The organism is Atopomonas hussainii (genome assembly GCF_900109735.1).
GTDB lineage: Bacteria > Pseudomonadota > Gammaproteobacteria > Pseudomonadales > Pseudomonadaceae > Atopomonas > Atopomonas hussainii.
Window position 1 is genome coordinate 1 of the sequence record NZ_FOAS01000010.1, and the last position, 12,964, is coordinate 12,964.

10 protein-coding genes are annotated in these 12,964 nt (G+C 56.9%); 3 read left to right on the forward strand and 7 right to left on the reverse strand.

Going from position 1 to position 12,964, the window contains the following annotated elements; genetic code table 11:
* The 7 genes from BMX80_RS17895 to BMX80_RS10795 all read right to left on the reverse strand — a co-directional run.
* Positions 1-271 (reverse strand): hypothetical protein (locus BMX80_RS17895; protein WP_217641978.1); only part of this gene is annotated, 271 nt, incomplete at its 3' end.
* A gap of 135 nt (positions 272-406) precedes the next feature.
* A complete protein-coding gene (locus BMX80_RS10770) occupies positions 407-1,096 on the reverse strand; it encodes a hypothetical protein (RefSeq protein ID WP_074868615.1) in 690 nt (229 codons plus the stop codon).
* A gap of 361 nt (positions 1,097-1,457) precedes the next feature.
* Positions 1,458-4,883 carry a toxin VasX gene (locus tag BMX80_RS10775; protein WP_074868239.1) on the reverse strand — a complete coding sequence of 1,142 codons (3,426 nt, stop codon included), beginning with the start codon at positions 4,881-4,883 and terminating at the stop codon, positions 1,458-1,460.
* Complete coding sequence (locus BMX80_RS10780; RefSeq protein ID WP_074868242.1) at positions 4,873-5,769, reverse strand: DUF4123 domain-containing protein; 897 nt, start codon at positions 5,767-5,769, stop codon at positions 4,873-4,875. Before BMX80_RS10780 ends, BMX80_RS10775 begins: the two co-directional genes overlap by 11 nt.
* Complete coding sequence (tssI, locus tag BMX80_RS10785; protein WP_074868245.1) at positions 5,759-7,924, reverse strand: type VI secretion system Vgr family protein; 2,166 nt, start codon at positions 7,922-7,924, stop codon at positions 5,759-5,761. Before tssI ends, BMX80_RS10780 begins: the two co-directional genes overlap by 11 nt.
* Before the next feature lie 54 nt (positions 7,925-7,978).
* A complete protein-coding gene (locus tag BMX80_RS10790) occupies positions 7,979-8,266 on the reverse strand; it encodes a PAAR domain-containing protein (RefSeq protein WP_074868246.1) in 288 nt (95 codons plus the stop codon).
* 11 nt (positions 8,267-8,277) lie between these two features.
* On the reverse strand, positions 8,278-8,796 hold the full coding sequence (locus BMX80_RS10795) for an Hcp family type VI secretion system effector (RefSeq protein ID WP_071871082.1): 519 nt from the start codon (positions 8,794-8,796) through the stop codon (positions 8,278-8,280).
* Positions 8,797-9,382: 586 nt separating this feature from the next.
* On the opposite strand from BMX80_RS10795, the gene tssA reads away from it, so the two are divergent.
* The 3 genes from tssA to tssC are packed head-to-tail and all read left to right on the forward strand — an operon-like array spanning position 9,383 to position 12,963.
* On the forward strand, positions 9,383-10,945 hold the full coding sequence (gene tssA, locus BMX80_RS10800) for a type VI secretion system protein TssA (RefSeq protein ID WP_074868249.1): 1,563 nt from the start codon (positions 9,383-9,385) through the stop codon (positions 10,943-10,945).
* 18 nt (positions 10,946-10,963) lie between these two features.
* Positions 10,964-11,470, forward strand: coding sequence for a type VI secretion system contractile sheath small subunit (gene tssB / locus BMX80_RS10805; RefSeq protein WP_074868252.1), 507 nt, complete (start codon positions 10,964-10,966; stop codon positions 11,468-11,470).
* Positions 11,471-11,487: 17 nt separating this feature from the next.
* Positions 11,488-12,963, forward strand: coding sequence for a type VI secretion system contractile sheath large subunit (gene tssC, locus BMX80_RS10810; protein ID WP_074868255.1), 1,476 nt, complete (start codon positions 11,488-11,490; stop codon positions 12,961-12,963).
* Position 12,964: the final 1 nt, after the last annotated feature.

The following is a 12,964-nucleotide window of genomic DNA, read 5'->3' on the forward strand; positions in this document are numbered from 1 at the left end:
ATACGTGTTCTGCGCTGATGTCGATCCACTTTGGGGCGATAAGGGTTGGGCCTGCTGCCGAGACCCCTTGGATGGGTTGTGTTAGGGCTTCTACGCGTAACGGTACGACATAGTACAGGTGACTGTCGTTGTGCTTGAGCGGCTGGTTGGCAAGTTCGGGTTGTACAACAATGCGCAGACGCAGCGTGGGCTGTTTATCTGCCCACTCGGGTGGTAGCGCGAGCTTTAAGCGCAATGGGTTATCGCTAATGATGCTTAAGGCATCGCGCACGATGCGGCCAACATCTTTGATTGGCTATGCCATTTAGTTGGCATAGCCGCCAAGGCCTCGGTGCTGTTTTTTGTTCGAAGTGGCCGGTGCGGAGCGAACGGTCGTATTTATTCTGCGGCATGCACGCTCTTTGCGTTACTCAGCGGCGACAACGGCCTCGGGCGGTTGTTCGGTGAATTTGATTTTGTAGTAGTCGAGCATGGTTTGGCCTTTGGCGTAGGCCTTGCGGACTTCGGCGCTTTCTTTAAGCAGGGCTTCGCTGGGATGGGCGTGCTGCGCGCTGGGCAGCGGTTTGGACCAGTCGAGTACGCTTTTCGGGAACAAGGCTTTCGGGCGGCGGTTGATCCACTGGGCGATGTGGCAGGGGATGGTCCAACCGCTACAGAACTGAATCACTAAAAAGCCCCATACATAGCGCGGCCACCAGTGTCGGCTACGGTAGCCGCGACGGCAAAAATGGAAGTACGCCACGGTGCCTTCTTGAAACTGCTCATCACTGAGCACAGGTGTGGGCAAAGCTTCGGGGCCTTCTTCCATGTATTGCCGAATGGCTTCCCATTCACCAACGGCATGGCTGAGGGTGCCGCTAGGAATGGTGACCCAGTAGACGTCGCCGCTCTCGGCATTACGCAAGCCGATCATCAAAGCAAAGCTGGGCATGACGGCGTATTGAGTGACTATTTTGCTGGCGGAAACGCAGGCGATCACCTCTTCCCAAGGGACAATGACCGGCGGATCGCCGCGATAGATCAACGCCACTTCACGGCGCTGGCGGTTAAAGCGAACCGGCGAGCGTGTGCTAATACCTCGGATGATACGGAACATGTTGTAAGCGATTAAAGATACGAGAAAACCAATAATGCCCCACATATAGGGGTTAAGAAGGTAATTACCCCAGTCGCTCCAAAAAGGCCTGTCTCCCAGTTCAAGGGAGACTGAGGCCATGCCGCCTGTGGCTATGATGAAAAAGATTAAAAGATTCATCACAGAACCAATATAGGCACGCACAGCAAACTCGACACTGCCTTGCCCTGCGCCAACATCCAGATATACAGAGTTAGCCTCTTGATGCAATTGCTGGCTGCTTAATAGGGGCATGCCAGTAGGGACCGGTTTGGGTGAGAGGTAAAACACCTCAGTGCCGTTTTCCTGTTCGAAGTCGCCGGTATGGGGTAAACGATCGTATTTATTCTGAGACATATACGTGTTCTGCGCTGATGTCGATCCACTTTGGGGCGATAAGGGTTGGGCCTGCTGCCGAGACCCCTTGGATGGGTTGTGTTAGGGCTTCTACGTGTAACGGTACGACATAGTACAGGTGACTGTCGTTGCGCTTGAGCGGTTGGTTGGCCAGTTCGGGTTGTACAGCAATGCGCAGGCGCAGTGTGGACTGTTTATCTGCCCAGTTGGGTGGTAGCTCGAGCTTTAAGCGTAATGGGTTATCGCTAATGATGCTTAAGGCATCGCGCACTATGTTGCCAACGTCTTGCGCGGGCCAGCGTTGATATTGCCATTCGGCGGTTAGGCGCAGTGGTGTTTGCCGTAAGCTGGCCAAGCTTACCCCAGGTAGGCTCAGGATGAAGCATCGTGAAGCGTTGCCGGTATCCACGTCGGTGCTTAAGCCTTGGTCTGTAATCACAGGGCGGAGCGTGGCTTCGGCCAATGTTTGGGCGTGCCGTGGCCAGTCCCACGCTTGGTTGTCTAAGCCCCAGCAGCAGCTAAGTAGCCAGCGCTGTTGCTCATCTAGATTGCTGTAGTTGTACAGCGCTTCGCCACCTAGTTGCAGAGCTGCAGCGACTAGCCCCCAGGGGCTTAGGCGAGCGGCAAAGCTTAGGTAGCGCACACCGCGGGTAGCCCAAGCGGCGCTGGCGACCAGTGTGCGTTGGCCGGTAGGCGCGCGCGCGACGTCCATCATTAGACCGCCGAATTCGGCAAAAGCTTTGGCGGTAATGACGGCGTTGACGGCGCTGCTGCTGGTGTCCCCTGCTAGCGCTAACAGCGCGCCGGCTTGCTCACTGGCGGTGCCGGTGCGCATGGCATCAAGCCATTTGTTCCCGTTACTGAGTGAGGTGCCTATGGAGCCGAGTAAGGCCAGTGGGGAGATAACCACACCTAGGCCTAAACCCAGCTTGCCCAGCTTGACGGCAAATTGCATACCGGCCTTACCGCCCGCGCTAGTGGCGATGCTCTTAAAGGCTTTATCGACAAGGGTGATATGGGCATTTTGATAGACAGAAAGCGCGGATGCAGCTGGCGCTAAGAGTGCACCAAGGAAAATAATGTCTTGTTTTATTGTTGTTCGGCCAGCAAGTCGCGATGTACGCCATTCATTAATTGCAGTGCCTAAGTTTTGTGCTTGAAGAAAGAGCGCCAGCAGCGGAAAGGCCGCACTTTTCAGGGCCGCAGAGTGGGCGCCCGTTTCGCCATAGGCGCCACGCACACCGAGTTGTAGGCGGCGAATTTCTTCATTGAGCAAACTTTGTTGCGCGGGCGCGACTTTAAGCTGAACGCCGATAAAGCCGGTTTGAACGGCGCTGGTGGTGATGAGGCCGTCTTGCAGTTGACTCATTACGCTGGCGCGCTGTTGGCGGATGCTGGTTAGCTGCCCGTTAAGCTGCTGCTTTTGGGCTTTGGCGTTTTGTCGTTGGGCTTCGCTTAGGCTGCGGCGCTTACTGTCTTTTTTGGCTTTGTCGCGCTCAATACGTAGTTGATTTTCGCGGTGCAGTAGGTTGTTTAGCGTGGCTAGGCGTGACTTGAATAGGGTTACGTCTTGCTCGGTAGCTACGTTAAGGGTGGCACCGCCTTGCTGCAGTGCGGCAAGGTTGCTTAAGCGCAGGGCGCGGTTATTAGAGGCGCCTAGTTTGTCTAAATGAGTCTTTAGATCGGGGCTGTTCAGTTTGCTTTGCAGTGTTGCCAGCCACTCTTGAAGGCCCAAGGCAATGGCGGGTGAGTAGGCGGCATTAACGGCTTGGCTAACGGTGTGGGCATCGGGGTTGAGGTTAAGGCTGTTAGACCAGTGATTGCCCAGCAGCACGCCCACTTCATGCAGGCGAAGCTGTGCCTCTTGCAGGCCGCTGTTAAGGTTGCGTGCATCATCAAGCCATTTAATAAGATCGCCGGATTTGCTGAGCAAAAAGTTCAAATCTAGGCGGCTGGCGAAGGCTGGCAAGATGTAATACGGGTACTTGTGAAAATACTCGCTGACAGCTTTGAGGCTTTCTTCTGTGCGGCATAGGTCGCGTACGCAGTTTTGCTCGCTGACTAAGGCGGCCATGAGCTGATCGGCCACGTTGGTGTCGAAATGCCAAGCGCTGCGGTGGTATTCGGTTTGGGTGAACAGGCCAACACGATCTGCGGTGATACGGTCGAGGCGGGCTGTCCAGCGTTTGAGGTGTGCGCGCTCGGCCTCTAAGTATTGGCGCATCTCGCGGTGGCGTACTAAGTCATGAATGCCGCGAGCGCCCCAGCCTTTGCCCTCTAGGGCTGCATGGCTATGGTCTTCGATAGCCTCAATGTCGTCTTCAAGCTCTTCATACAGCGCGTCGCCCAGCGCGGTGTGCATGGTTTGCTTCTTGTGGGTGACATTGTCACGGGCGGCTTTTTTTCTTGGGTCGATACGGTAGCCGGGGTAGTGCGATCGACCGGCGCTGTAATTGGGTAGGCCGTCTAGCTCATTGCGAGCGTTGATGTAGTCGTAAATGCTTTGCCGTTGGGCTGGGGTGGTTTTTTCAAAGAGGGCCTTGCTGGTGCCGGCACCTTGCGCGGTTTTCTCATTAACCACCATGAGGGTTTCGATATAGCTGCCGATGACGTATTTCAGGTCGTTGCGGCCTTGTTGGACCCAGCTTTCAATCCAACTAACAACCATGTCTTGCTCCTCGGCAAGGTCTTGCATGACCCCGAGGCTGTCTTTAAAGACTAGGTACAGGTGATCACTTTCATAGCTGGGCAAGAGCTGCTTTTTAACGGCGCCTAGGGTGGTTTTGCGGAAAAGTGAGGTGTCTTCCCACGCGTAGTCTTGGCTTTCCTGCGGGTTGGCGTTTGCAATGGCTGGGGTAGTTGCTGGCGGCTCGGCTATCTCAGCCAGCCATTGCTGGGCTTGTTGGCTGGTGAGCAGGTGTTGCCCGCCTTTATCGCAGCTGACTTTGGCAAGATCGACACGCTGCATGAAGTGATCGCGCTCTTTGAAGTTTTTGAGCATTTGCGAGCACTTGAAGGCGGTCCACTGCACTGGTGAATAAGCAATATGCAATGTGCTGCCGCGCTTAAAGATCAGGCAGTTCTCTGTGGACTGGCCTTGGCGCTGATCCTGTGCGGCTTCGTTGCCTTGCCAAACAAACTTGGTCACGCAACCGCGTTCAACACGGTATTCATGTAAATAGCCAGTGCTGTTGTCGATGACGTAGAGCCAACCATCGCGAATGAGGCGGATGCCTAGTGGGCGTGACTTAAGCTTGTAGGGCAGATTTAGCTCGGCCGCAGGGTCAAGCCGCTCGACGAGGCCATAACGCAAAGGCAGCAGTTGCACTTTGTGCTTCATCAGTGGGCAGGCACCGACGGGGCTTTTGGCGTCAGTCTTGTTTTTGTCGGTTTGGTTGGGGTTACGAGTCATGTGGCGTCCTTTCCGCTGACGAGGCCCGAGCGTAGGCGATATCTGCCGCTTGTTCGATGCGCTGGCTAGGGCTTAGCGAGGAGGGCTGGCTAACCAGTGCGGCAATGTCGTGATGAGTGACGAGCGCTGTAGGGCCCAGCAGGGCGAAGATATTGCTGTAGAGGGTGATCTCATGCTCGCTATGAAAGCCTTGGGCATAGGCTTGATCGGCTAAGGCTTGAAGATGCTGCCAGCGCTCAGTTGAACTCAGTGTTGGTTGATAGTCGGGAAAATAGTCATGTAGGTGGGCGTCTAGACGGATGATCAGGCTACGAAAACTGACATCACCTAACCGCTCTAGCTGGTGCTCAGTTAGTCGGTAGCGGGTCCTAGGCGTTGTGGTTTGCGCAGGCCTGGCTCGATGGTGTTGATGCCAGCAGTCTTGAATGTTATCCGGCGTGACGGCTAGATCGATTGGGCCGAAGAGCGTGTTGTCGTTGTCTTGCTCTGCCTGTTGGAGCAGGGCGTGGATAACGGCAGGATCGGCTAGGCGCAATAACATGTCTGCGCCAAGTGGATGCTGCACACAAGCTAGCCAGCGTAAATGGTTAAGCAGCGCTGCCCGGCTGGCGTTACTGAAGAGCAGGTAGCCCCATTCGTGAGCGCTGTTTTCAAGAAAAGCGCCGAGAATGGAGTCATGGGCACCGCTAAGGTGAATGAGGCAGGGCGATACATCAGAGAGATTTGCCCACAGGGTATCGAGGTAAAGCACGTCAAAGTCAGGCGCAGCAGACCACTGATATAAACGCTGAGCGAGCGTGTCGACACTAATGCCATCCAGCAGCAAGTAGGCTGAGCTATTCCAAGGTAGGTTGACTGGGAGCTGAGCGAGCGTGTTATTCGGCATTTTCCGCGCCCTGTTTGCTGGCTTCGCAAATGGCGCACAGCGGCTGCTTGCGTTGCAGCGCCTGCTTCTGCGCTTGGATGAGTAGCTCTCCGGCCTTATCCGTATCCGCAGCCTGCACCTTGCCGGGCAGCAGCGGCTTAGCCCCCGAGCCTTTGCCGGGGCTGCCGCCGGAGTTGATTTTGATCAGTGGGCCGACCAAGGTGATGCCGCTGGCGTCGAGTTTGATAAAGCTGCCGGCGGCTTTGAAGGTGAGTTCGCTGCCGGCTTCGAGCACCACCTTGTGGCCGCTGGAGAGGTGGATTTCTTGCCCTGCCTTGATGAATTGGCCGCCACCGATCTTGATGTGCTGGTTTTTGCCCACGGTGAGGTGGTCGCTAGCTTTAACCTGGGTTTTGCGCGGTTGCACGGTGGTGCGGTGTTCTTCGCCGCGGATCTCGGTGTGGCAGTTGGCCTCCACGGTGTCGTGGCGTTCGTGGCCGATGCGGATTTTTTGGTCGTGCTCGATGTTTTCGTCCCAGTCGCGCTGGGCGTGTAGGTAGATCTGCTCGTGGCCCTTTTTGTCTTCGATGCGCAACTCGTTGTAGCCCGCACCGCCCGGGCTGGACAGTGTTTTGAACACGCTGCGGGTTTTGTTCGCTGGTAGGTCGTACGGCACCACGTGTTCTTTGTGGAACAGGCAGCCGGTGATCAGCGGTTGGTCGGGGTCGCCTTCTAGAAAGGTCACCAGCACTTCCATGCCGATGCGCGGCAGGGTGAGGGCGCCGTAGCCGTCGCCCGCCCAGCCGGTGGCTAAGCGCAACCAGCAGCTGGTGTGCTCGTCTGTTTGGCCTTCGCGGTCCCAGTGGAATTGCACCTTGATGCGGCCGTATGCGTCGCAGTGAATTTCTTCACCTTGCGGGCCGCTGACCACGGCGCTTTGACTGCCCAGGATGCGAGGCTTGGGGTGCTTGAGTGCGGGGCGGAAGGGTACGTCCCACGGGGTGGCGATAAAGTGGTTGCGGTAGCCTTGTTCAAAATCTTCACCGCTTTTTAGGCCCTCACCCCTAGCCCCTCTGGACTCGCTAGTTCCCTGTAGCTCGGCCTGCGGCCAGCTGGCGCTGCCCAAATCGGCTGTCCTGCCGATTTGTCCAGAGGGAGAGGGGAAATTAAGGATGTCGGCGTTTTCTTCGAGCACCTGCGGTTGTTTGCCTTCGTGGCGAATGCCGGTCAGTAGCCAGCGCTGATTAAGGTCGGCGCGTGGGTGCTCGGTGAGCGGCAGCAGGTGGCCGCTGATTAAAAGGGGTTGATTGCTCTGGCCGCTGGCTTGCTGGTAATCGGCGCGGTGGCGCTCTTGGGCTAGTTGGCTGAGCTGCTTGCCGCGGGGGCGTTCGGTAAAGCGCGCGGGGTAGTCATAGTCTTCAAGGTCTGGCTCGCGGCGGGCGTCGTTGGGTTGAAACGCCGCTTCCATCAGCAGGCGTGGCTTTTCAAAGTCGTAATCGCGGCGGGTTACGCGGCGCGTGCGGCTGGCTACACGCAGGGCAAAGCGGCGGATTACCGGGTCATCCGCAACCAGGCTGGAGTCTTGTAAGTATTGCTGCACGGGTAGATCAAGGAAGCCGCTTTGGTCATCGCCAAACACCAGCGTGTGGCCTGCGGCGCTGTGGCGGAAGTGGTAGTGAATGCCTTCTTCCTCACACAGGCGCTGCACAAAGTGCAGGTCAGATTCGTGGTACTGCACGCAATACACACGCGGCTCATAGCTGGCATTGAGCTGCCACAGCACATCGGCGCCTAAGATGCCGTGCTCTTCGAGCACTTGGCTAATGATCTGCTGCGCGCTGAGCTGCTGAAAGATGCGCAAGTTATTGCGCAGTGCTAAATAGCTGAGCTTGGGCTCGATGCGCAGGCGATAACGCGTTAAGCGTTGGCCGGAGTCGCCTTGTAGCGCACTGTGAACTTGGCCATGAATGCCGTGGCCTTGGGGGTTAAACGCAAGGAAGGCGCTTTGATGGAGGAGTTTTTCCAGATCCCACGCGGGGTTTTCGCTGACCAGTTCGATATCGAACCGATAGGGCGTGTTCAGGGATTCTTCGCCACTGAACGACAACACCTGGAAACCGTGGGTTTGCCCAGCAATCTGCAGGGAAAAATGCGTGTGGTTGGCGGGATCGAACATCCTATGTTCCTTGCTTAAAAAAGAGTAGGGCCAGGCAAGCCTGGCCCTGTGGACTCAACCAATCAGTACGTTGGGTGAGCCCTGCACTATGACGCCGCCACAGTTGACGGCGTCGCCGACGCGCCCGGCGGGGAGGTTGTTGATCAGCACCGTGCCGCTACCGACGGCCAATGCGCGACCATGCGGCGCGTGCGCCGGACAGCCATGCACGGCCAGCGGATCGCCGAGGCGCAGTGCGGGCAGGTTGTTGATCAACACGTTAGGACTACCGGCAATGACGGCGGTTGGGCCGCAAGCGTCATGGCCGGTGTCTTGGTCGCCGAGGCGTCCTGCCTTAGGCATGCGCGATCACCTTAGGCGGAGATCGGCGTACGCCAGTCGTCGGAGCCTGAAGTGCCAGACACTTCGTGGGTCCAAACGATCTTGCGGTAGGTCAGGTACACGTCTTCCAGGTGGGTGAAGTGTGCTTGGCCTGGGTCTTGGCAGTTCGGCATGCGCGACTGCACGTCAACGATGATCGCGTCTTCCAGTTCGATGGTGTAGTAGTGCTCTTGGGTGCCGGTAGAAGAGGTGCGGTACCACTCGATGCGGCACTTCTTCATGCGCTCACCAGAGGTCAGGGCGTTGAAAATCAGCGGCGAGCTCTTGTCGAACACCTTAGTGATCATCAGCGGCTTGTGCACGCGCTGGCCGGTCGGCTGGCCAGACTGCGGGTCGCGCGGAATGATCACTTGGTGATTGAAGGCTTGCACCAGAATCTGGTCTTCGTGGCCTTCTTGGAAGATGTTGCCGACAGAGCCTTCAGTGAAGGTGCCGGAAGTGAGCAGACCTTGCTTTTCGCCTTCGATGGTCATGTACGCGGGTGTTGGCATTGGCTATCTCCTTGCCTTGGATGAATGGGCGTGATTGCCCAGGTGGCCGAGTATTAGCGAAAGCTGTGCCAACTTCATGCGGGCCTTTAATTAAGCGCTCATGGTGGGTTTGTTTGAGTTTATTAGGTGTGCAGCTATTACGGTATGCGCAGAAAGCTGCGCAGTTGCTGTGTAAGTTTTACCGCGCATAAGGTGTGCGTCGATATATTGTCGTCAAATAAATTTTAATGCGAACTGTGTCGCGTTGAGGTTGGATAATTGTGGCGATTAGTTGCGCAGGTCTAATTGTGCGCTGGGTCGCATATTTGTGTTTGTTTTTGCGTGTTAAGCAGGGCTCGTGTTGTGCGTAAATTATCCTATCATGCTGAAAAGTAAGGGCTTTTACTGTCTGCTTGGCGAGTTTTTGATGGTTTCTGAATAAGCTTCAGAAATATCGCTTGGGGTTGTTTTATACCAAAGTCAGGTCTAGCCTTGTGCCACTTTCGTTTTGCGCAGTTAATTGCCGCTGTTGAGCGTTAATTGCGGAATTGTTCGACAAACATATCTGCATTGTTTATACGGATATAAATGTGAGAATTGTCACGGAATGACATTCGTCTCGGCTTGTTTAAATCGCTGCCTCGATATTGCTAAACACCCAGTCACTGCGGCGCAGTTCGCCGGTGATGATGTTCGCTATAGCCCCGAGTTTGAAAAGCTTGAAACCGAACTGGCCAAAGCAGGCTCGTTGCAGGGCGCTGGCAGTATCGATTGGGAAAGTGTGGTCGATGGTGCCGAGCTGCTGCTGCGTGAGCAATCCAAGGACTTACGCGTCGCCGCTTGGTATATCTGGGGCCTGTATCAGCGTGAGTCGTTCGCCGGCCTGCAGGGCGGCATCGCCTTACTGCATCACTTGTGTACTCAGCATTGGGCCGAACTGCATCCGCGTAAAGAACGTACCCGTAGCGCGCCGCTGGCGTGGTTGTTTGGTCGCGTGGAAGGCTTGCTCACTGACTCGATTCCCCTGCGTGATCAACAAGCGCTATTCCGCCAGCTGCATGAGCACTTAACGGCACTGGATGACTTTTTTGCCGAGCGCTTAGGCGACCAAGCGCCGCTGCTGTTGCCGCTGCACCGCAAGCTGGCCGAGATGCTTAAGCGTGCCGAGCAGAACCAGCCTGAGCCCGGTGCCGCCAGTGCCGTGCTGGCGCAGGTCAAGCAAGCGGCCAGCCAGCTGATTAACCCCAGCACACCGATTGATAACGAGCGCGATGCGCAAAAATCGCTGCGCGCCCTGCAGGACGGCAGCCGCAGCCTGTGCGCCTACTGGTTAAAGCAAAAGGCCAGTGATGTGCGCCCGTTGCGCTTGACTCGCAGCTTGCTGTGGCTGGGTATCGACAGCTTGCCCGAGCGCAACGCCGATGGCGTGACCAGTCTGCGTGGTTTGCCCGCCGACAAACTGGCCAACTACCGCGAGCGCCTGCAGCAAGAAGCCTATGCCGACTTGCTGGTGGACTTAGAGGCCAGCGTCGCGCGCTCGCCGTTCTGGCTTGATGGCCAGCGCTTGGTCTGGGAGTGCCTCACCGCGTTGGATAACGAGCTGGCCGCGCATGAAGTAGAAGTGCAGTTGTCACTGCTGCTCAAGCGCTTCCCCGATTTGCCCAGTTTGAGCTTTCACGATGGCCAGCCCTTTGCTGATGCCGAAACCGCCGCTTGGATTGCTGCCCACGTTCTGCCACATGGCCAAGCCGAAGCGCCGAGTACGGCGCGTGGCGACGCTGAAGCCAGCGAGCAACCCGTGTGGGAGCTGGTCCTGCAAGACGCACAACAGCGCTTGCGTAAAGAAGGCTTGAAAGTCTGCGTGCAGCTACTCAAGCAAGGCATGCAGCAAGCGCAAGGCGGTCGCCAGCGCTTTCATTGGCAGCTCGCGATGGCGCGCCTGTGCATGCAGGCGAAAAAATACGACCTGGCCAAAACCCAATTAGAAAACCTAGATCAGACGCTCGATAGCAGCGGGCTTGCGGCGTGGGAGCCGGAGCTAGCGCTACAAGTGCTGCGTCTGTTGCACAGTTGCTGCGAGTTGTTGCCGCAAAACCATGCGGTACGCGAACGCAGGGATGAGGTTTACCGCAGGCTGTGCCACCTCGATTTAGAAGTGGTACTGGACTAACCCACAAGGAGAACCGCTATGGCCAAAGAAGGCTCAGTAGCACCCAAGGAACGCGTTAACGTCACGTTTAAGCCGGCCACCGGCAATGCGCAGGAAGAAATCGAACTGCCCTTAAAGCTCATGGTGCTGGGTGATTTCACCCAACAAGCCGACGAGCGCAAGGTGGAAGACCGCAAGCCGATCAGCATCGACAAAAACAACTTCGATGAAGTGCTTGGCAAGCAAGGCCTGAACCTGACGCTGCAAGTGCCGAACCGCCTGCAAGAAGGCGCTGAGGACGAAGATCTGGCGATTCAAATGCCGATCAACAGCCTCAAAGATTTCACCCCCGAGCGCATTGTTGAGCAAGTGCCCGAGCTGCAAAAGCTGATGGAACTACGCGACGCGCTGATGGCCCTGAAAGGCCCGCTGGGTAATGCCCCAGCCTTCCGCAAGGCTATCGAAGGCGTGCTCGCCGACGGCGAATCGCGCAACCGCGTACTGGCCGAGCTGGGCCTAGACGCCACTGCTGAACAAGACGCATAAGGACAAGGACCGTCAACATGAGCACAAGTGCAGTCATGGAGCGCGGCGAAGGCGCCGCCGAACTGGGCATTCTCGACAAGATTATTGCCGAAACCAAACTGACCCCCGAAGACGAAGCCTATGGCATCGCCAAGCGCGGCGTGTCGGCGTTTATTGAAGAGCTGCTTAAGCCGCAGAACAACAACGAGCCGGTAAAGAAGGCGTTGGTCGATCGCATGATCGCCGAGATCGATGCCAAGCTGAGCCAGCAGATGGACGAAATTCTCCACCACAAGGACTTCCAAGCACTGGAGTCTTCGTGGCGTGGCCTGAAGCTGCTGGTTGATCGCACCAACTTCCGCGAGAACATCAAGCTCGAGCTGCTTAATGTTTCCAAGCAAGACCTGCTGGATGACTTTGAAGACTCGCCGGAGATCGTGCAGTCCGGCCTGTATAAGCACATCTACACCGCCGAATATGGCCAGTTTGGTGGTCAGCCGGTGGGCGGCATCATCGCCAACTACTTCTTCGACCCCAGCGCGCCGGACATCAAAACCATGCAGTACGTGGCCAGCGTTGCGAGCATGTCGCACGCGCCGTTTATTGCCGCCGCCGGCCCGAAATTCTTTGGTCTGGAAAGCTTCACTGGCCTGCCAGATTTGAAAGACCTCAAGGACCACTTCGAAGGCCCGCAGTTCACCAAATGGCAGAGCTTCCGCGAGCAAGAAGATGCTCGCTACGTGGGTCTGACCCTGCCGCGCTTCTTGCTGCGTCATCCGTACGACCCAGAAGAAAATCCGGTCAAGTCGTTTGTCTACAAAGAAAGCGTCGCCGCCAGCCACGAGCATTACCTGTGGGGCAACACCGCTTACACCTTCGCCTCGCGTCTGACCGATAGCTTCGCCAAGTTCCGCTGGTGCCCGAACATCATCGGCCCGCAGAGCGGTGGCGCGGTAGAAGATCTGCCGCTGCACCACTTCGAGAGCATGGGCGAAATTGAGACCAAGATTCCTACCGAGGTTCTGGTTTCAGACCGTCGCGAATACGAGCTGGCCGAAGAAGGCTTTATCGCCCTGACCATGCGTAAGGGCAGCGATAACGCGGCGTTCTTCTCCGCTAACTCGGCGCAGAAGGCCAAGTTCTTTGGCACCAGCGAAGAAGGCCGCACCGCGGAACTGAACTACAAGCTGGGCACCCAGCTGCCGTACCTGTTCATCGTTAACCGTCTGGCGCACTACCTGAAAGTGCTGCAGCGCGAGCAAATCGGCGCGTGGAAAGAGCGCACCGACCTTGAGCTGGAGCTGAACAAGTGGATTCGTCAGTTCGTTGCCGACCAAGAAAACCCCAGCTCCGAAGTACGTAGCCGCCGTCCGCTGCGCGCCGCGCAAGTCAAAGTGGCTGATGTCGAAGGCGAGCCGGGTTGGTACCGCGTGAGCCTGTCGGTACGCCCGCACTTCAAGTACATGGGCGCCGACTTCACCTTGTCGCTGGTCGGCAAGTTGGACAAGGAGTAAG